The sequence below is a fragment of the Acidobacteriota bacterium genome, assembly GCA_040754075.1.
In the GTDB taxonomy this organism is placed as follows: domain Bacteria; phylum Acidobacteriota; class Blastocatellia; order UBA7656; family UBA7656; genus JBFMDH01.
The window spans coordinates 15,015-33,956 of the sequence record JBFMDH010000041.1 but is presented as its reverse complement, the minus strand read 5'-3'; the positions used below and the strand labels follow the sequence as shown (position 1 = coordinate 33,956).

Sequence of the window (18,942 nt, the reverse complement as noted above, 5' to 3'; positions counted from 1 at the left end):
GCGGGATTTAATCAGTTCGGTTTATTGTCAAAAATGTTTGATGTGCCTCCAATCGCTTTGATAAGTTCTGCCAGTTTGAAACCAGCGATTAATCGGCAATTCATTGGTGCAAAAATTTATGGCTTCAACCCTTGGCAGTTTTAGTCACAAGGCGCTCGGCATTGGCAATGCGCTTGAGCATCAATAGCGCATCGCGTCGCTTTGTAGCATTGCCATAAGCGACCACGCGACTGAATGCCAGGCGAGCTTTCGCTTTGTCGCCCAAACCCCAATAACATTCGCCTATCCAATATTGGCAAACGCTGACGGTTTCCGGCTCGGAATATTGTCTGAGAAGCCAATTGAACATTTCCAACGCCTCTGCATAACGACGGTTTTTCAATCTTGCAACCGCATCATGAAAGGCAATGGAGACACGGTTTGTAGAACCGGATAGGGCGAGGGGCTTGGGTTTAGCGCGGGTCTCGACCTTTTCTCCGATGACCTGTACACCTTGTTTGAATTGACCGGAAGCAATGGTTTGACTGGTACTGGGTTTTAAGTGAACGATTCCGCTGCTGGTTTCTGAAAATGGTTTCAACTCAATTACCGTCGGTGAAGGAATGCGTTTTTCCGCTTCGATAAGATTCTTTCGCGCTTTTTGATAGGTCGGGTCAATGGCTAACGCTTGGCGAAACGCCTTGCAAGCATCTGCCCATTGACGTTGTTCCATATAAACAACCCCTAAATTATTCAATCCGGCGACCCGTCCATTGGCAATCGTGAAAGCTCTCAGCGCGTTTGGATAATCGCCGAGATGTCCCAGCGTGATGCCCAGATTATTTTGCGCTTCCGGGAGAAACGGTTCAAGATTTACCGCTCGTTCCAGGTAATACCGTGCCGGTTGAAAATCACCCCGCGCAAGGTACACATAACCGGCGTTGGCATAGAGTGAGCCATTATCGGGTGCAAGCTGGATGGCTGATAAAAAGCTTGAAATCGCGCCATCGAGATCATTGGTTTGCAATTTTATTTTGCCCAGCAATTCCAAACCCTTGACCGAATCGGGAGCTAAGCGCAAAGCTGCTTCGGCGTGTTGAGAAGCCAGCGCGTAATCGCCCCATTCATTCCATATTTTTGCTAACCCCAAATCCGCAATCGGGTCTTGCGGAGCGATGGTTTTGATTTCCTGATAAAGTTGAAAGGCATGTCGATGAAGCCCTGCTTTAAAGTAGGCTTCAGCAAGTAGAGTTCGAGATTGGATGTCCCGCGCATTGGCACCGGCGACCTGAATCAAAGCCACCAGTTGCGGTTTGGCTTTTAACAACTCAGCCAGTTTTTCTTCCGAGGCAACCGTATTTTCCTGAGATATTTTTAAAACGGTTCTGATGTACTCCGATAAATCCGCCGGATCAGCGGATTGATAAGGGGTGGTCGCCGCAGGGGCACGAGGGGTTATGGCAACCGACTTGCGTTTCTTACATCCCGACAAAAGCCCGAAAACAAGCGCCATAATTAGCATTCCGGCAATTCCAAAACGTTTCATGTTACCCTCCTTCAGCGTTGGTTTCGCTGATTTCCAAAAGGTCTCCCACAGCCGTTTGGGTTAGTGCCAAAACTCCTGCTGGCAATTCGATGACGCTTCTGGCTGCCGATTTCAGGGCAGCTATCCGAAAGGGCGACAGTTGCTGATAAAGGTGTACCACACGAAATTTTGAATCCAGGTAAACCACATCAATCGGAAACTTCATGCCGATGGTGTGAACCCCTTGCGAAGGCAAAATCCATAATCCTTTACCAACGGAAAATTCATCCGCCCTTCGACCAAGCAAGCCTTTTATGCGGCTCCAGGAGGTCGCGGCTTTTTCGACCTCCAAAGCCAGAAGCGTATTTTTGGTGCGATTAAAAACTCTGAATCTGGACACCGATGATTTAGCCGTCGTCAGATTAACTTCTTGATTTGCTGCGCCGACGGACGATGATAATCATCAGCACGAATGCAGCCAGGATTAAACAGATTACTTGAAATGTTGACATGTACGTTTCCTCCAATTTAGATTGAATGACCTGCTAAACTGCAATTTAATGCCCACCGATTTTCGGTAATAAATCACGAATGATTGCCAGGAATGCCGGGAATACCACCACGATAAAGATGGCGGGAAAAATAAAAAACACCAAAACCGGAACCATTTTCACAGCGGTTTTCGCGGCGCGTTCTTCAGCCCGTTGACGACGCTTGGTGCGCAATGAATCCGAAAACACGCGCAGCGATTGGGCGATGCCGGTTCCGAAACGGTCGGTCTGGATGAGCACCGCGACCAATGCCTTCAAATCATCGACATTAGTTCGATGGGCTAAATTTCGTAGCGCATCGGCGCGGCTTCGACCGGCACTAACTTCCAAATTATATAATCGTAATTCTTCGCTCATTGCCGGGTGAACCAAACGAAGTTCATGCCCAATTCGCAGCAACGATTGGTCTAACCCTAAGCCCGCCTCTACACAGACCACGGTTAAATCAAGGACATCAGGAATCGCCAGTTGGATGCGTTCCTGACGGTTTCGACTTTTCGTAGAAAGCCAAATATCCGGGATTGCTGCGCCTAACAATAGCGATAGAAGGATTCGTAAAATGATGGAGTCAGGATAGCTGGTCAGATTGAAGGTTATAAAAAGGATAATCGCCAGCGCCAATTTGACCCCGTAAAATAATACGGGCCCATCTTTGTGACGAATGCCAGCGTGCATAAGCCGTTTTTCCTGGCGCGACATCTCTTCGGGGGAACGCGGAATGATGTCGCCAAGCGGTTTAAACAATCCTTCAGCCCGTTTCATGTAGTTGCGCCAGTCGAATCTCCGTTGGTTCGATTGTGGAAGACTTTGCCCGACGCGCTCTTCCAGGTTTCGCCGCTTGCTGAAAAGCAGCATGGCTAAACTGAAAATAATGAGAAATGCCAGTACCCCTAAAATAACGGCTAAGAGAGTAAGACTCATCGTGGTCACCTCTAAACTTTAATACGGATAATTTTTCGGATAATTAAAAACCCGATGATTTGCAGTATCACCCCGACTGCCAAGGCTTTTTGACCGAGCGGGTCGGTAAACAATCGTCCGACATATTTGGGGTTTCTCAGATACATCAGGAAAGTGAATCCCGGCGTTAGCGCCATCAACAGGTAAAGCGTCATGCGTCCTTGGGCGGTCACCACTCTAACCTGGCGCAAAATTTTGAAGCGTTCACGAATGACGTGTGAAAGATTATCGAGAATTTCCGCCAGATTGCCGCCGGATTCCCGTTGGATTTGCAGCGCGGAAGTGAAAAAAAACACATCGGTCAACGGCATCCTTACGGTTAAGTTGTGTAAAGCTTCTTTCAGCGGCATTCCCAGATTTTGTTGTTCAAAAGTGATTTTGAATTCGCCCGCCAATGGCTCAGGCATTTCCCGCGCGATGAGTTCAAAACTGGTGGTGAAGGCATGTCCGGCGCGAACCGCGCGCGCCAGCATATCGATGGCATCCGGGAAAAGTTCTTCAAATTTTGAAAATCGGCGTTGTCGATAAAAAGCCACGACCGCAAACGGAATCGCGCCGCTCAGTAAGGCAAGCGCCAGCCCGACTAACATTGGTAAGCTGGCAATAAAGCTCACGAGTAAAAAAACGATAACGGCAACCGCCATCGCAATCATCAACAGCGTTTCGACGGTAATCTTCAATGCCGATTGTTCGATATACAGTTGTAATTTGCCGGTGATGGGAATCTTCATCAACAGACGACTGAAGATGGGAATCTGATTTAAAACGGCATCCCGAAGCAATACGACTTCAGGGTTGGGTGAAGATTGAAATGCCGATTCTTGAATCGCTCCTAAACGCATTTGCATTCTTTTTTTGGCTGCGGGTATTTCAATGAAAAAATACATTCCGCTCAGGAGGAGACTGAGCGTGATAAAAAAAATCAACACTGTCAAAATTGCAATCATAACCCCTTACCTCTTCAATCAAATCAGTCTGCTGCATTGAGCAAATTGGTTTCAAACATATCCATTGGCAACCGTATTCCGGCAGCCAAAAGTTTTTCGCTAAATTTGGGGCGAATTCCCGTAGGTCTTAATCTGCCACGCACACGATTATTGGCATCGTACCCTTGCCGCTCAAAAATAAATAAATCCTGCATGGTTACGATTGCGCCTTCCATCCCGGTGATTTCCGAAATACTGGTTACTTTGCGGGTGCCATCGGTCAACCGGGTAATTTGCACGACAAGATTAATTGCCGAAGAAATTTGCTGGCGTATCGCTTTATCCGGCAAATTCAGGTTTGCCATTGCCACCATAGTTTCCAATCGGCTCAAGGCATCACGCGGACTGTTGGAATGGATGGTAGTCATCGAACCTTCGTGCCCGGTGTTCATCGCCTGCAACATATCGAGCGCCTCTTCGCCGCGAACCTCACCAACCACGATGCGGTCTGGACGCATACGCAAGGTATTGATAACCAGTTGCCGTTGTTTTACCGACCCTTTGCCTTCGATATTGGGCGGACGAGTTTCCAGGCGCACGACGTGTTCCTGTTTTAATTGGAGTTCGGCAGCATCTTCTATAGTGATGATGCGCTCTTTCTCAGGAATAAACGCAGAAAGCACATTCAGCAACGTGGTCTTTCCCGCGCCGGTTCCACCGGAAATCAGAATATTAAGTTTGCCAATGACCACAGCCTTTAATAATTCGAGCATCGGCACACTGAGCGTTCCGTTGCCGAGTAAATCGTCTGCGGTTAACGGGTCTCGACCAAATCGGCGGATGGATAGGGTTGGGCCGTCGAGAGCAAGCGGGGGGATAATCGCATTGACACGTGAACCATCCGGTAACCGCGCATCGACCATCGGTGAAGATTCATCAACCCGCCGACCGACTCGCGAAACGATACGCTCGATGATGCGCATCAGATGTTGGTCATCATTAAAGGTAACATCGGTTTTTTCCAACATACCATTGCGCTCTATATAAATGATATTTGCGCCATTCACTAAAATATCGGCAATCGAGGGATCATCAAGCAAAGGTTGAATCGGGCCATAACCGAATAATTCATCTAAAATTTCGCGCACGATTTTTTCCCGTTCGGTTTGCGAGAGCGGGGTTTTTTCGCGTTGTAACATGTCGCGAATAATCAACCCGACCTGCTCGCGCCCGGCTTCTTCGCCGGAGCGATTTAAACTCTCAAGGTCAATCTCATTGAGGATTTTAGAATGTAAATTCGCTTTGAGTTCTCGATAATCTGTGGCAAACATGGTCGTTCCCCTCCTGCATCAGCGATGAAGCTGCAACTTATGAGAAAAATTTTAAGAACCCGGTTTTCTTCTCTGGCAGTGGAAGTTCCGCCAGTTGATAAGCCAATGTACGATAACTGGAGGCGAGGTCAGAGTGGTTTGCGGTGACCACCGGCTCGCCGGTATTGATCGCTTGAATTGCGCCTTTATAATTATTCGGCAATTTCCAATTCACCGAACGTTTCAAGGCTTTTTCAATTTCACTTTCGGAAATTTCATCCGATTTTCGTTGACGATTTAACACCACTCGCAATTTATCGGTTGCCCCGATGGATGATAAAAATCTGAGCAATCTTTCGGTGCGCATAATGGCGGGCAATTCCGGGGTGAGCACCACCACCACTTTCGACGCCATGCCGGTGATGATTTGTAAATAATCTTTATTCAATGATGATGACAAATCGATAATCGTCTGGGTGTAGGTTTGCGTGGCGACATCCAACACTTTGCCGATGGCATCGACGCTATACAAAATATTGGGATTGAATTCGCGAGGACCTGCCAGAACCGAAACCCCATTGGCACGCGATGTGAAACTCTCCAATAAAACCGGGTCTAAACGGGAAGCTGATTGCAACACGTCGGTGATGGTAAATTGGGGTTTCAAATTCAGGTTGGTGGCGGCATCACCAATCGGGCCACTTAAATCAATCAAAGCGACATGGGCGTCGGGATTGACTGCCAACGAGGTTGCGATGTTAATGGATAAAGCGGTAGCGCCAACGCCCCCTTTAGCCGAGGTCACACAATATATTTTTCCTGCCTCTTTGGTGCGTCGTTGTTGTTCAGAGATGTAACGTCCGATAGCTTGCGAAAGATTGCGTGGGTGCAGCGGTTTGGCGAAAAACTCGCGTACCCCGGTTCGCATGGTTTCGATAATCAGTTGCGGGTCGTTGGACGTGGAAAGCACGAATAGCCAGGTATCGGGTACAGCCTTATGTAAAAAATGTAAGGTTTGCAATGCCGATTGGGTGCTATCCATATCCACGATGATGATGTCGGGTGACGCTTCGAGTAATTGCCGCGAAGCCCGGTCACCGATGGTCAAGCAGTATTGTTCCAACTCGATTTTGACCGTAGCTAATCCGGTCGCCCCCACTTGAATGCGTAACGTCTCTCTGGTCTCCTCTGATGGAGAGATAATTCCGATAGTGATTTCTGTAGCTGTCATACTTCTGTTTTACTTCCGAACCTTATGAGTGCAAAAAATCAATTTGATTGAATAAATTTAGGGAACCCTGACTAAACGCAAGGGAATTGCGTAGGGTCCGGTTTCCGTAGGGTCAATGCCCCCGCCGCCACCGCCACCGCCATTGCCTTGGCATCCCCAAACCCCAACCACTCGCCCGACGGCATCATTGCCATTACAACTCGGTGCTTGATTGGCATTGTTTTGAAAGCCTTCCAGGAAAATTAAAGCAAATCCGATTATTTGTAATTGAGGTTGTGTGCCTCCCGGAAAATCAGCAGTTGGGCAAAAAGGAGTGCCTCCAAAAGAGGCGTTGCAAACATCCCAAACCGGCGCGGTAAACAACGCTCTGCTGGTGCTGTAAATATTTCCATCGGGTCGTCGGTATTGTCCCGGTGCGACATAAATATCCCGATTATCTACATTCCCCTGTCCGCAACCGATCATAGTGCTAATTCCCTGATTGACGGGACCAACATGATTGCCAGTCAGCACCGAATAGGTGGTATCACAAAATCGCGGGTCTGAAATAAAGCTGGAGATAATCTCATCAAGATCGCCCGGCTGCGTACCCCCAAAATCAATCAGGTAAAATTGACCTGGTCGCAAGGCATTCCCCGGATTTTGCGGTTTGACTGTAAAACGATTGTTACCGGAGGCAATTTGAGTTAATGCCCAGTTTGTCGTTTGGCGCGTTTGCGGATCAATGAGAATGTTAGGCGGACTTGTTGTACATGGCGTACAAGCCGTATCACTTCCGTTGTTTGAAACATAGAGAGCGGTGTTGGGAATAAAGAAGGGTTTGACGTTGCCTGAACCGGTCGCGCTATTGGAGGCTTCGGCAATCCCGGTGGCGCTGATGTTGGTTGTCGATTGCCCCAGTGCATCTGCGAAATAGGTGCTTTGGGAATGGGCAATGGTCACTGTCACTCTTCGATTATTGGTATCAACCGCAACCGTCACCTCGCCTGCCGCAATCGGGGTTCCCAATATCACATTGTTGATTGCCGTTTCTGTCGCCGCGTTCGTTGCGGTTGCCGGTTGCGTTGCGGTTGGCGTATTGATAAAGGTAAACGCTCCGGCAAGGGCTGCGGCATCGGCGGCACGTTGCGCCTGGGTGCGCGCGCTTGACGCGATGCTGACATCAACTGCTAATCCCGCAAATCCCAAGAATAAAAATAAACAAGCAGCAACCACCACTAAGGTATATCCGCGTTCATTTTGATGTTTGGGCATGGTACAACTCCTTCCCGATGGCAATTCCTTTAACCGTTAATTGTTTTTCGGTGGGGGAACGCCCACTTTCCCATCAAATTTGTCCTTGTCCAAAAAGCTTTTCGGAAAGGTTGGCAATGATGGCACTTGCCCGGGTGATAAAGGCTTCACCAATTTCGGGGTCACCATAACCAATAATTCCGTGTTACTGCGATTGACGCTTTTGCTTTTGAAAAGTTTTCCAATAATCGGTATATCGCCGAGACCGGGGATTTTTGAGCTGATTTCGGTCAACCGATTATCAATCAAACCGGCGATGGCGAAACTCTGCCCGTCGCGCAATTCAATTTCGGTTTCTGCGCGACGCGATGAAATTGCCGGAACCAGAAAACCGGAAATCGTCAAGGCATTGGCAAAATCAAGGGCGCTGACTTCCGGCGCGACTTTCAATCGAATCTTGCCGTCGGGCAAGATATTCGGGGTAAATTTCAAGCGCACACCGAATTCTTTAAAGATGATGGTTACGGCATTCAGCCCGGTTGCGGTTTGCACGACCGGGAAGGGAAATTCACCACCGGCGAGGAAACTGGCTTCCCGACCATCGAGCGCCATCAAATTCGGTTCGGCGAGAATCTGTAACAGATTGCGCTGTTGCAAAGCGCGCAAGGTTATCCCCAAATTCAAATCCGGTCGAAAAATAAACACATTTAAAAGGTCGCTTAGCGTGAAGGTGCTTTCAAAACCTTCACTTTGACCAGGGATTCTGCCGGTGACATCGGCAGCCCGGGTCTGACCGAATTGTTGAGTAGAAACCGTTCCTACGGTTTGACCAGCGCCGGTGCTGAACACATTCAATCCCAGTTGTTGAATGGCTGAGCGGTCAACTTCGGCAAACCGCACCTGTAACAATATCTCTCCCTGAGTTGCCGGAATGCCAAGCACATTGACGACGTTCTTCACGCGCGTTTGGGCAAGCGCCACGGCGCGGTCTGCGACCTCTTTTGAAGACACGATGCCGGTGAGAATGATTGACGAATCAGCCTGACTGACTTGAATATTTTCACCCGGAAAAACTTGTTGAAATACTTCCCGCAAACCGCTGATGTCGAGTTGCACTTGTAAATCAAAAGAGCGTGTGCGTTCTTTATCGTCCCAGAGAATGAGCGTGACATTGCCGGGCGTCAGTCCATGAATCAAGACTTGATTGGGTGACACAATGATTGCCGAAGCAATTGCCGGGTCGGTAACCGAGACCCGTTTCAAGGGTTCGGGCGAGCGTAAGACCAGAGATTTATTGGCGAACACCCTTAACGTGATGGGTTCTTCCGCGCCCTGCAAATTGATTTCGTTGGCGCTGTTGATATGTGGTCTGTTGACGGTTCGGGTGCGCTGTTGGGATATTTCCACGCCGGGTGATGATTGCGCCATTCCCACAGAAACCGTGAACAGATGTATTAAGATGAGGATAACACCTGTGCGTTTTTTCATAGGCAGATATTTTCTCCTTTTGCAGCGTGTTTCCTGCGCTAATTATTGGGTGGCTGTTTTTCAAAAATCCGAGTCTCTCGCTTGTCTCCCTTTATCAGTTCCACCTCAACCGTAATTTTGGTTGGCTGGGGTGGAGGGGTGGCGGCGGTTGTCGGTGGCGGTATCGTCACCACAGGTTTGGGAGCGACAGGTTTTCTCGGCGCGACTCTGACCACAACGGGTTTGTATTTAACCGGAGCCGGCTCGGTTGTTGGTGCAGCAGCCGGTGACGAAGATGGCGATGAGGTCGTCGAACTCCCCGTATAAATGCCGGTTTTGCTTGAGGCAATCGGATTGGCTTGTTCAGTATCGAGTGGATTGCGAAGCGCCAAACGGATACGACTTTCAACCGAAGCCAGCACCAGTTTTTGAGCATCAGCCGGAGTCACCAACAAGGTGACCACTTGAACGTTATTGAGTGGTTTGCCTTGAGCATCTCTTTCGACATTTTGTCCTGCTGCCAGCACCTCGATGTTCTCCAGAAAAACTTTCGATAGGTCGCCATCACGACCTTCAACCGAACCGACAGCGATGACATCAACATGAGTTCCGGGAGTCACGAAACCAGCGACTCCGGTCACATCATCAACTTTTACGGAAACAGCACGCATCCCTTCAGGAATTACCGTAGTCAACCCCGCGCCGGCTTCTTTGGGTGCGAGTTTGGTTTCCAGTATCGGTTCGTTGGCGGTTAATGGAACGATGACACCGCGTCCGATTAACTGTTGCGGGTCTTTAAAACTGCCTTCCGGTGAAGCATTCGCGGGCCAGGTCGTAAGCCGCAATTGCTGTTCGGTGAGCCGGGTTCCAACCGGAATCTTTTCCAATGCGACAATAATCTGAATGGTATCTTGAGAGGGATCAAAGCGATTCTGGAGCATACGATAGGCGAGGAAAGCCACCACGACACTCATCAGGATGGCAAACAAAGCTAAAATTATCATGCGATTTCTATTCATAATCATGCCTCCTGTTCTCCAAAAATGGTGAGGAAAACTTCAATATAAATTCCGAAAAACTGCGCTTCCGCGAAGGTTGACGGCATTGCCTTGTAAAAAGAAAACATCCTCAATCAATAATGGGCGATTATGAGTAACGACGATTTCTGATGCGGTTGAGAACACCCCACCGATTGAGATGGTATAGCCTTGATTCACCGTCACATCATTTTCAGTTATCGTAATGCCTTCCTGACTGAGATAAGTTACAACTCTGGTTTTTATTGAAGCGGTGATTTGCGCCTGGGTTTGACAATTCGCGGCATTGCAACCACCCAGGCAATCACTACAATTTACCGGACGACAGGCAATACAGTTTTGGGGCAAGGAAGAGAAACGCGCACCCTCACGCGCGGCATTTTGAAGAATTTGATACTCTCGAATCAGTAGTCCTAAATCAACAATTACCACAAACAAGACCAGGAGAAACGGCAGGATTAAGGCTAATTCAATCACCATCGCGCCGCGTTCCCCGCGCCAATTTCTATTCACTTGTTTAAGGACTGGTTTCATTGCGCATCAATGAGGTTCCTCTAATGTTCAAACTGATATTGCCCAGTAGCGGCAAAGACAAAAAGCTATAAGGGACAGACACCTGAACTTTGGTAAATTCGATTCCGTTGATAACCACAGGGGTAGCTATCCCGGCTCCGTCATTGATGGTTATCGTTGCCCCTTCGATAGAAGAAGATTGCATGAAAGCGGTTACACGAGTACGAATATCTGCGTCCGGTTGGAGGGTTGAAGTACCGGTATTGGGAACCACTGCATAGCGCGCGCCTTCACGCGCGGCATTGGTGACAACATTTTGCACATTGAACATGCGCCCGGCTTCGATGATGGTAAAAATCAAAGTAAAGAGCAGCAGTAAGACCAGCGCGCCTTCGATTACCGAAGCGCCGCGTTGCCTGGATTTTTGCGTATATCGGTTCATTATTGCCTTCCAAAAAAGACAAATAACCAAGTCGCAAAAGTCACCGAGACCCCAAAAGGAATTTTCAAAGCGTGGTCATTATCAATGTTCAACTCTGCGTGAGGTTTCAGGCGACCAAGTAAAACATGCTTGCCTAACCTACCCATATTTTTAACCGTTTTAAGCAGGGCTTTTGACCATATTGCCTGAAAGATTGCCATTATTCCGGCAATGATGGCAGAAATCACAAACAGGGTAAAAATATGTTTAAAGGTAACTGCCGCTCCAAGCGCGCCCATCAACTTAACGTCCCCGGCACCAATTCCGCGCATTAAATATATGGGAAAGAGGAATGCCAGTCCGACAATCAAGCCGAGCGAACTTGTCCACAAACCAGATAGCCCATCATGAAATGAATGCCAGCTTAGAGAAAGCAAAACCGTCAGCACGATGAGCCAGTTGGGGATTCGCCGATACCGCAAATCCCAAATGCCTGCCGCTGTCACACTTGCCAGTATGAAAATTTTTATCACTGGGTTCGCCATTGGGGGATTGAGTAATAGCCCAAGGCTAATACCCAATCCAATGGTGAAGCTTGGTGTCGTTCTCTCGTAAAGTTTATTTACAATGCGAGGGAACTGACAGCAGCCGAGAAGACGTTACTTACTGCGCTATCCACACCAGGTGTCAAACCAGCAACAGTTAAGGCGACCAGAACAATCATGAGCGCATACTCAATAATATCCTGACCTGAGTCTTCTGTGAGGAATCGGATAATCAGGTTTTTCATGTGGGGGTACTCCTTTTCACTAAAATGATTTTCAGGAATTTAACTATCTCGCATTAAATGCGGTAGTGAATGTTCCGAACCAATCGAAAGGGATAAGCTAAGAATCATTCCAAAGATTACGCATCTATGGTGGTAATCAAATAAAAATGAGCGAAGTAACAACTCAATGCTCGTGCTGTGCTGTTGGAGATATAGGTAAAATGAGCGATTGAATCCTGAAAAATTCAGTGGATTGAGCTGAGTTGTTAATGTATTTTTGGGGGACATACCCTGCAACCCCCTTCTCGTTTTAATGGTAATTCAGCCTCTGTGGGCGATTCGTCCTAGCTAGCGGGAGGCAGTATACGTAGGAGAGATTTTGTATACGACCAAGATAAATGGGAGGTAATTTGTCTAAGCTAGCAGCGGGAGTATACTCGAAAATAAACCCACAATCAACCACCTGTTTGGGTTATTTGTTAAAGTTTTTCGGGGGATTTCGGTGAGGGGAAGTCACCGCTTACACTTGCCCCTCACCCGGATTATCCAACCGATTAGTCTATCGCTTCTTTAATTTTCTCGGAGCATAATAAGGTTTACCGGCTGATTGTTGTTTTTGAACTTCCTTGCCCCAGTTGGTTCCGTAATCCCGTTCAGCATTGGTAAGCGCCCACGCCTGCCGTTTATAGTTCCAGTTATCGGGGTTCAGACGTTGCGCCTCCTTATAGTGCGCAATCGCATCCTCAGCCAATCCTTTATGCGATAAATATTCGGCAAGGGCAAATTCTGCCGATGCCAGCGCGTGTTCTACCTTTTGCGGAGCGAGTCGCTCTTTCAACTCTGCCTCGCTGAATACGAATTCGCTTTTGTCGCCATTACTTGCCCAATCACGTATGGCATTCAAATATTCTTCGGCATCCAACCCGGTCATCACTTTATAACGATTATCGACATAGGCAACTTCATTGGGGCGAACGATGCGACCCTCTTCGTTTATCCACACGGCGGTTGGCACATTGACCATGTCGAAAAGTCTGGTAATCAGGTGCGTCTCATCAATCAGGACGGTGTATTCAAGCGGGGTTTTGGTTATCCACGGGGCGGCGTCTTTTGCCCCGCCAGTGTCTTGGGCAACGGAAATAATTTCAAAATTTTTTTCTTTCAATTCGGCGTAAAGTTTTTGCCAGCCTGGCAAATCGAACCGGCATCCTCACCACGAAGCCCAGGTGATGAGCATTACCTTTTTGCCGCGAAAATCGGTGAGCGAATGTTTTTTACCGTTTAAATCGGGCAAAGTGAAATTTGGCGCTTCCAAAGATTCGAGATGAGCATTCTGGGCGTCCGGTCTGGGACCGAAATAATAGACCGAATGTTTTTCGTCGAAGGCGACCGGTTGTTTAACCAGGCGCGCAAATTCTGAAACATTGAACCATTCGGTTTTGCCCTGTTTCATGACAAATTGCGTCTTGCGATTTTTAGGAATCGGGAAACAGAGTTCATCACGACAAATCCCTTGGGGTTTAACAACGTAACGGGTCGCCAAGGTTAAATCCTTCATCGTGACCCAAACATCTTTCGTTGGTGAAATCATCACGTTTACCGTTGTCGGCTTTTCGTCAAATATGATGGTCATAGGTTTAGTCTCTGCAAGCACGCGGTAACTTGCCAACAAGCCAAGTAACCAGGCGAGCGAAAAGAGAATCAGTTTTCGCATATCTGCTCCTTTAAAGTTTTGAGTGGGATATATCTCTTACGGATGAAATTGTTGAATCGGTTTCAATTTTTAATGGATACGTTTGGTTTGTCGCCGCACATAATCCATCAAAATATATTGCCCCAGGGTCATCGTGGTTGTGAAATAAGCCTTGCCGCGACAAATCTCGGTGATTTTTTTAACGAATTCGATTAAATAATAATCATCTGCAAGCATAAAGGTATTGATTAAAATTCCGCTGCGACGACAATTGGCGACCTCTTTAAAGGTTTCTCTTAAAATCATCGGGTCAAGCCCCATCGAATTTTTATAAATCCGCCCGTCTTCCATAGTCATCGCCGAGGGTTTGCCGTCGGTAATCATGATGATTTGCTTCATATCTTTCCGTTGCCCGTTGAGGATACGCCTTGCCAGTCGCAAACCTTCGAGCGTGTTGGTGTGATAGGGACCGACCTGAACCCGCGCAACCTGTGACAAGGGGATTTCTTCGGCGGAATCATGAAAGAGAACTACTCGAAGGGAATCGCCGGGATATTGCGTGCGAATCAAATGTGACAAAGCGACGGCAACCCGTTTGGCGGGCGTGAAGCGGTCTTCACCATACAGAATCATCGAATGCGAACAATCAAGCATCAACACCGTGGCGCAGGAACTTTTATACTCGGCTTGATGCACCATCAAATCCCCGTACTCCAGATTGATTGGCACACCTAAGCCTTCGCGACCAATAGCCGATTTCAAAGTGGCGCTGACATCCAGGTTTAACACATCGCCGAATTCATAGCGTTTTGCGGCATCACTCGCTTCAATATCAGTTGCCAGGTGATTGGTATCGTGACGACCGAATGAGGCTTTGCCAAGCGAGGCAACCAGTTCTTTTAAAGTTTTATAACCGAGAAAATCCAAACCTTTGTCGGTGACTTCAAATTGGATGGATGCGTCCTGCGCTTTACCCGTCTGCCCGCCTTGCGAAGTGACCTGGGTTTCCTGCGGCGTGCCTGACGATGGTTGTTCTGTGCGAATGTAGCCTTCATCAATCAAGCGTTCAATCAATTTATCGATGAGTTCGTTCAAGGCATCCATTTTGAGATTGCCCTTTTCATCATAAAACTGGTCGAGTTCTTCCGGCGAAAGCAAGCTTTCGTTGAGCAGCGCGTCCATAATCGCTTCACGCAAAGCATCAAGCGAGGTGTCCTGTTCATTGCCATACATAAAATAGGGGTCATCAAACCCGCTCTGCATGAAAAATTCCGAGAGCTTATCCATCAAATCATTCAGGTCTAACGACTCCCAATCCACCCCATTCCATTTTGAATATTTGGTAAACGGCATAACGATAGCTATCTTTCGGCAATCTGTGACAAATGATGCTTCAAATGTTTCAGGTAATCTTCGATGATATAAGCGAGCGATAATTTTCGCTCATCGGATGTGAGCCAGATGTTTTCCAGTTTGGTTCGATCAACTTTTTCTATGATGTGCAGCAGGTGAAGGTTGTAAAGCCGCCAGAATGCCAATAAAAATTCCCAGCTTTCGTTTTGATAATCGTTGATGCGGACGAAATCGTCTTGTTGATAAAAAGGGAATTCGATGGCATCAAAAATTTGCAGACGAACAATGCGTTGGTGATTATTGGATGCTGAGTCAAGCAAATGACCGATGAGTTCTTTGATTGACCATTGATCGGCTTCGGGTTTGGCGGCGGCTTGCGCTTCATCAATTTTTCGCAACCCTTCATAAGCCTGCGAAATGGTGTTTCTGAAATCGTTGATAAATTCAGGTGTCATTGCATACCTTGTTATGTAACTCTAAATTTCAATTTCCATTGATTTCTATTAAATCCTCGCCTCCTTCTAAAAGCTCAATGGCTGTTTCTAAATGCTTTTCTAAAATTTCTTTCAACCTTGCGTTTGATGTATTTCCACAAGTGAGCCAAATAACTTTTGGAGGCGAACCTAATTCATTAATCAATCTCAAAAAATCACTATCTTTAGTGATAATCAATGCCTTGGAATTCTTGGCTTCAAGAAATATTTGGCGACCAGTTGAATCGCGCAGACCCAAATCCCGCAATGCGTATGCTGTAATTCCAAATCGCAAGCGAAGCCAGTTAGCAATGGCAGGCGATAATTGTGCATCAACCCAAATTGTCATGCTGCAATAATTGGATGATCAATTTTTTGGGAGGCATAATGCAATGCCGCTTTCAAATCATCAGCTTCAAGGTCAGGCATTTCTGCAAGGATTTCATCTGCACTTAGCCCTGCAGCAAACAAATCCAATATATCAATCACACGGATTCGCATCCCGCGAATACAAGGTCGCCCTCCGCATTGCTCGGGATTTATGGTTATCCGCTCAAGTAAATTTGTCATCCTTTTTCTCCGAAACTTGTTAATTCTTTGGAAAAATTCTACTCCATAAACCCTGAATCCTGAATCCTAATTGATTCTTCTTGACCGGTTGAACGGTTCATAATTTTGTGAGCGGGTTTCTTTTTTAACCGCGCGATAGCCGCGTTCTTCGCTCCGGGAAATTTTCTTTTGCGCATGTAAGCCTTCAAGGATTAACTCGCACACCGCAACCGTCACGTCTTTGTTGGTTGCCATACCGGATTGTGTAGCAGCATTGATTAAACCGGAAATTCTGCGAAGCCCCGATAAACAGAGTTCCGTGCTGTCTGTATCGCCAACCCTAAGCGCCCCGCCATCGTTGAACCAGGCAATGATTTCGCTGCAATCGATGTGGTCGAAATAGGTTTCAAAAGTTTTGCCGACGGCGTTTTTAATCAACTCGCGAGCAATGTTGGCTGCGCCTTTTTGTTCGCCTTCATATTCGAGTTCGAGTTTGCCGGTGATTGCCGGTAAAGCCGCGAAAATATCGCTGATGCGGGGGACGATTTTTTCTTCGCGATTGATGAGCGCGCGCCGCTCGGCATTGGAAATGACATTTTCCATCACCGAGATTGACAGGCGTTGACTCACCCCTGAGCGTTTATCAACGCGCTGGTCTTTGCGCGCTTCAAATGCGATTTGTTCAATTGTGCGTGAGATAAATTCCGGCAGGTGAATTCTCTCGTCGCGATGCGTCCAGGCTTCCTGCCGGGTGATTTCCATACCTTCTTCAACTGTCACCGGGTAATGCGTAACGATTTCGGAACCGATGCGATCTTTGAGCGGTGTGATGATTTTGCCGCGTGCTGTGTAATCTTCGGGGTTAGCGGAAAACACCAGCATTACATCGAGCGGCAAACGAATCGGGTAGCCTTTAATTTGAATATCGCCTTCCTGCATGATGTTGAATAGTCCGACCTGCACTTTGCCGGCGAGGTCTGGCAATTCATTGATGGCGAATAATCCGCGATTGGCGCGCGGCAATAAGCCGTAATGAATCGTCAGTTCATCAGAGAGCAAATGCCCGCCGCGTGCCGCTTTAATCGGGTCGAGGTCGCCGATTAAATCCGCGATGGTGACATCCGGGGTTGCCAGCTTTTCAACATAACGGGCATCTCTATCCAACCAGACAATCGGCGTATCATCACCCAGCGAATTAACAATGGTTTTTCCATATTTGCTGATTGGCGAAAATGGATTGTCATTGATTTCACTGCCTTCAATTGCCGGGATACGGTCATCCAGCAGGTTCGTCAGTTCGCGCAGAATGCGGCTTTTGGCTTGTCCGCGAAGACCCAGCAAAATGAAATTATGACGTGAAAGAATGGCATTGATGATTTGCGGAACGACAGTGTCGTCATAACCGACAATTCCCGGAAAAATGGGTTCGCTGCCTCGCAGTTTGATGATTAAATTTTGGCGCATCTCATCTTTTACCGAGCGGTGCCGGTAAAGATTGACGAGGGAAGGTTGTTGTTTTAATTCTCCGAGGGTTGCAGGCAATGTCATTTGATTTAACCTCAAATAAAAATCGACTGGGAATAATACTCACAAAAGTTATAACTTCGTAAAGACAGCCTGTAAACCCGCTGGATGAAGGCGCTCAGGAATGACATACAGAAATCCCTCCGCTATACTGCTGCTGCCACAACCTTATTTATGATTTTTCGGGAAAAAATTTTAACCGCTTTAGAAAATTCCGTCGGTCAATTTGTGCTCTATCAACGGGAATTGAATGAGCAAATTGCCACCTATCGGGCAGCACTCGAAAATCTGGTTGGAATGAATAAGGAAACCATCACGGAATTGCTGGCGGAAACCAATAGACCATCGGGAGCCATCCCAACCGAAGAGTTTTATTCCGCCGAATCAATGGTGCTTGCTTTTGAAAAATCATTTGCTAACCGGGAAGAAGCGCGGGAATGGGCTTATGTTACGTTGTTGAATCACACAACCTTCGCAGCCGATGGCAGTCAATTAATGCCCACCAAAGATTTTTCAATACCGCTTGCGGCTGTACAAACCGGCTGGTTTGAAAATCCGCATCGAACCGAAGGCACATACATCAAAGACACGACCTTTGAGATTTTATCGCCCGATGAAGTGATGGTGAGAACCGCAGGCGATATAGAGGCATCCTTTCAAGCCGTGCAACAACGCCGCTATGCCTTGGAAATCGAAGCGATTAAAAAATTCATGACGAAAACCTTGGAAAGTGGTTTTGACGCGACCCAACCGCCGGTGGTTTTTTTTGATAATTTATTGGTCATCTCTTTTGCTGAATTGTTGCCCGAATCGCAACGCGATTTTTATGTGAATGAAATCATCGCGTTACTCGATAAATCCAAAGAAACCGGCATTCCGGTCATCGGTTACATTGACACGAGTATGGCGCGTGACCTGGTGAATTTGTTAATCACAATTTTTCCCGACTTAAATGAATCGCCGAAATTGCAGGACGCAGCGCTTTTAACCCGGCAGATGAAATGGGGTGATCGAACGCCTTTGTTTCGCTGCGCCAGAGCCGGGATTCTCGAACAGTATGGTGAAACCTGGCGACGAGACCTTGGATTTGTTTACTTGAAAACCACTGCTGATGCTCCACCCTCAAGAATCGATGTGCCAATGTGGGTTTATGAAAAAGGGTTGCTGGAATATGTGTTGAATATCATTAGAGGTGAAGTGATTGTGGGAAACGGTTATCCCTATGTCATCGAAGCGGCGGACGCGACAGCGGTCATCACCCAGCAAGACCGTGAGAGGTTTTATGCGATTTTTCAAGAGTTCGCCGAACGCAACGGATTTCAATTCACCCGCGCGCGAAAAGCCATCAGCAAATCACAACGGCGTTAAAAATAATTTGTCTTGCAGCCAGTCGGTTATCAAATATAATCGTGTCGTTGTACCGATTAT

At 47.4% G+C, this 18,942-nt stretch carries 20 protein-coding genes; 1 reads left to right on the top strand and 19 read right to left on the bottom strand.

All coding sequences use genetic code 11. The features are described from left to right. Nucleotides 1–124: 124 nt before the first annotated feature. The 19 genes from AB1757_28235 to AB1757_28145 form a co-directional block, all read right to left on the bottom strand. Nucleotides 125–1,525, bottom strand: coding sequence for a tetratricopeptide repeat protein (locus AB1757_28235; GenBank protein ID MEW6130953.1), 1,401 nt, complete (start codon nucleotides 1,523–1,525; stop codon nucleotides 125–127). Nucleotide 1,526: 1 nt separating this feature from the next. Continuing rightward, nucleotides 1,527–1,904 (bottom strand): DUF192 domain-containing protein, encoded by a 378-nt coding sequence (locus AB1757_28230; GenBank protein MEW6130952.1) that lies wholly within the window; start codon nucleotides 1,902–1,904, stop codon nucleotides 1,527–1,529. Between the two features lie 157 nt (nucleotides 1,905–2,061). Further along, entirely contained in the window at nucleotides 2,062–2,976 is a 915-nt protein-coding gene (locus tag AB1757_28225) for a type II secretion system F family protein (GenBank protein ID MEW6130951.1), read from the bottom strand. Between the two features lie 11 nt (nucleotides 2,977–2,987). Then, a complete protein-coding gene (locus AB1757_28220) occupies nucleotides 2,988–3,863 on the bottom strand; it encodes a type II secretion system F family protein (GenBank protein MEW6130950.1) in 876 nt (291 codons plus the stop codon). A gap of 122 nt (nucleotides 3,864–3,985) precedes the next feature. Continuing rightward, a complete protein-coding gene (locus AB1757_28215; protein MEW6130949.1) occupies nucleotides 3,986–5,272 on the bottom strand; it encodes a CpaF family protein in 1,287 nt (428 codons plus the stop codon). Nucleotides 5,273–5,309: 37 nt separating this feature from the next. Continuing rightward, nucleotides 5,310–6,482 carry an AAA family ATPase gene (locus AB1757_28210; protein ID MEW6130948.1) on the bottom strand — a complete coding sequence of 391 codons (1,173 nt, stop codon included), beginning with the start codon at nucleotides 6,480–6,482 and terminating at the stop codon, nucleotides 5,310–5,312. A gap of 57 nt (nucleotides 6,483–6,539) precedes the next feature. Next, on the bottom strand, nucleotides 6,540–7,736 hold the full coding sequence (locus AB1757_28205) for a pilus assembly protein TadG-related protein (GenBank protein ID MEW6130947.1): 1,197 nt from the start codon (nucleotides 7,734–7,736) through the stop codon (nucleotides 6,540–6,542). 36 nt (nucleotides 7,737–7,772) lie between these two features. Beyond that, nucleotides 7,773–9,203, bottom strand: a complete 1,431-nt coding sequence (locus AB1757_28200) for a type II and III secretion system protein family protein (GenBank protein ID MEW6130946.1) — start codon at nucleotides 9,201–9,203, stop codon at nucleotides 7,773–7,775. 38 nt (nucleotides 9,204–9,241) lie between these two features. Beyond that, entirely contained in the window at nucleotides 9,242–10,201 is a 960-nt protein-coding gene (gene cpaB / locus AB1757_28195; GenBank protein MEW6130945.1) for a Flp pilus assembly protein CpaB, read from the bottom strand. 39 nt (nucleotides 10,202–10,240) lie between these two features. Next, a complete protein-coding gene (locus tag AB1757_28190) occupies nucleotides 10,241–10,753 on the bottom strand; it encodes a TadE family protein (GenBank protein ID MEW6130944.1) in 513 nt (170 codons plus the stop codon). Next, complete coding sequence (locus AB1757_28185; protein MEW6130943.1) at nucleotides 10,737–11,174, bottom strand: TadE/TadG family type IV pilus assembly protein; 438 nt, start codon at nucleotides 11,172–11,174, stop codon at nucleotides 10,737–10,739. Before AB1757_28185 ends, AB1757_28190 begins: the two co-directional genes overlap by 17 nt. After that, nucleotides 11,174–11,686: an A24 family peptidase gene (locus AB1757_28180; protein ID MEW6130942.1), complete on the bottom strand. Its 513-nt coding sequence runs from the start codon at nucleotides 11,684–11,686 to the stop codon at nucleotides 11,174–11,176. Before AB1757_28180 ends, AB1757_28185 begins: the two co-directional genes overlap by 1 nt. Nucleotides 11,687–11,775: 89 nt before the next feature. Then, the gene (locus AB1757_28175) at nucleotides 11,776–11,943 is read right to left on the bottom strand and encodes a hypothetical protein (GenBank protein MEW6130941.1); all 168 of its coding nucleotides are present in this window, start codon (nucleotides 11,941–11,943) and stop codon (nucleotides 11,776–11,778) included. A gap of 538 nt (nucleotides 11,944–12,481) precedes the next feature. Further along, nucleotides 12,482–13,636: a TlpA disulfide reductase family protein gene (locus AB1757_28170; GenBank protein MEW6130940.1), complete on the bottom strand. Its 1,155-nt coding sequence runs from the start codon at nucleotides 13,634–13,636 to the stop codon at nucleotides 12,482–12,484. Nucleotides 13,637–13,705: 69 nt separating this feature from the next. Continuing rightward, nucleotides 13,706–14,968 carry a VWA domain-containing protein gene (locus tag AB1757_28165; GenBank protein MEW6130939.1) on the bottom strand — a complete coding sequence of 421 codons (1,263 nt, stop codon included), beginning with the start codon at nucleotides 14,966–14,968 and terminating at the stop codon, nucleotides 13,706–13,708. Between the two features lie 8 nt (nucleotides 14,969–14,976). Continuing rightward, nucleotides 14,977–15,423, bottom strand: coding sequence for a DinB family protein (locus AB1757_28160; protein MEW6130938.1), 447 nt, complete (start codon nucleotides 15,421–15,423; stop codon nucleotides 14,977–14,979). A 28-nt stretch (nucleotides 15,424–15,451) separates the two neighbouring features. Then, nucleotides 15,452–15,790 (bottom strand): DUF5615 family PIN-like protein, encoded by a 339-nt coding sequence (locus AB1757_28155; protein ID MEW6130937.1) that lies wholly within the window; start codon nucleotides 15,788–15,790, stop codon nucleotides 15,452–15,454. Beyond that, nucleotides 15,787–16,011 carry a DUF433 domain-containing protein gene (locus AB1757_28150; protein MEW6130936.1) on the bottom strand — a complete coding sequence of 75 codons (225 nt, stop codon included), beginning with the start codon at nucleotides 16,009–16,011 and terminating at the stop codon, nucleotides 15,787–15,789. The genes AB1757_28155 and AB1757_28150 overlap by 4 nt, the downstream gene beginning before the upstream one ends. Before the next feature lie 66 nt (nucleotides 16,012–16,077). Further along, nucleotides 16,078–17,538, bottom strand: coding sequence for a magnesium chelatase (locus tag AB1757_28145; protein ID MEW6130935.1), 1,461 nt, complete (start codon nucleotides 17,536–17,538; stop codon nucleotides 16,078–16,080). A gap of 150 nt (nucleotides 17,539–17,688) precedes the next feature. Between AB1757_28145 and AB1757_28140 the strand changes: the two genes are divergently transcribed. Then, the gene (locus AB1757_28140; GenBank protein ID MEW6130934.1) at nucleotides 17,689–18,882 is read left to right on the top strand and encodes a DNA double-strand break repair nuclease NurA; all 1,194 of its coding nucleotides are present in this window, start codon (nucleotides 17,689–17,691) and stop codon (nucleotides 18,880–18,882) included. Nucleotides 18,883–18,942: the final 60 nt, after the last annotated feature.

Excerpts from the sequence above, each read along its gene's own strand:
- cpaB (MEW6130945.1), bottom strand. The coding sequence starts at position 10,201 with ATGAATAGAAATCGCATGATAATTTTAGCTTTGTTTGCCATCCTGATG.
- AB1757_28210 (MEW6130948.1), bottom strand. The coding sequence starts at position 6,482 with ATGACAGCTACAGAAATCACTATCGGAATTATCTCTCCATCAGAGGAG.
- AB1757_28160 (MEW6130938.1), bottom strand. The coding sequence starts at position 15,423 with ATGACACCTGAATTTATCAACGATTTCAGAAACACCATTTCGCAGGCT.
- AB1757_28185 (MEW6130943.1), bottom strand. The coding sequence starts at position 11,174 with ATGAACCGATATACGCAAAAATCCAGGCAACGCGGCGCTTCGGTAATC.
- AB1757_28215 (MEW6130949.1), bottom strand. The coding sequence starts at position 5,272 with ATGTTTGCCACAGATTATCGAGAACTCAAAGCGAATTTACATTCTAAA.
- AB1757_28140 (MEW6130934.1), top strand. The coding sequence starts at position 17,689 with ATGATTTTTCGGGAAAAAATTTTAACCGCTTTAGAAAATTCCGTCGGT.
- AB1757_28190 (MEW6130944.1), bottom strand. The coding sequence starts at position 10,753 with ATGAAACCAGTCCTTAAACAAGTGAATAGAAATTGGCGCGGGGAACGC.
- AB1757_28150 (MEW6130936.1), bottom strand. The coding sequence starts at position 16,011 with ATGACAAATTTACTTGAGCGGATAACCATAAATCCCGAGCAATGCGGA.
- AB1757_28225 (MEW6130951.1), bottom strand. The coding sequence starts at position 2,976 with ATGAGTCTTACTCTCTTAGCCGTTATTTTAGGGGTACTGGCATTTCTC.
- AB1757_28155 (MEW6130937.1), bottom strand. The coding sequence starts at position 15,790 with ATGACAATTTGGGTTGATGCACAATTATCGCCTGCCATTGCTAACTGG.
- AB1757_28175 (MEW6130941.1), bottom strand. The coding sequence starts at position 11,943 with ATGAAAAACCTGATTATCCGATTCCTCACAGAAGACTCAGGTCAGGAT.
- AB1757_28235 (MEW6130953.1), bottom strand. The coding sequence starts at position 1,525 with ATGAAACGTTTTGGAATTGCCGGAATGCTAATTATGGCGCTTGTTTTC.
- AB1757_28205 (MEW6130947.1), bottom strand. The coding sequence starts at position 7,736 with ATGCCCAAACATCAAAATGAACGCGGATATACCTTAGTGGTGGTTGCT.
- AB1757_28220 (MEW6130950.1), bottom strand. The coding sequence starts at position 3,863 with ATGCAAATGCGTTTAGGAGCGATTCAAGAATCGGCATTTCAATCTTCA.
- AB1757_28165 (MEW6130939.1), bottom strand. The coding sequence starts at position 14,968 with ATGCCGTTTACCAAATATTCAAAATGGAATGGGGTGGATTGGGAGTCG.
- AB1757_28200 (MEW6130946.1), bottom strand. The coding sequence starts at position 9,203 with ATGAAAAAACGCACAGGTGTTATCCTCATCTTAATACATCTGTTCACG.
- AB1757_28145 (MEW6130935.1), bottom strand. The coding sequence starts at position 17,538 with ATGACATTGCCTGCAACCCTCGGAGAATTAAAACAACAACCTTCCCTC.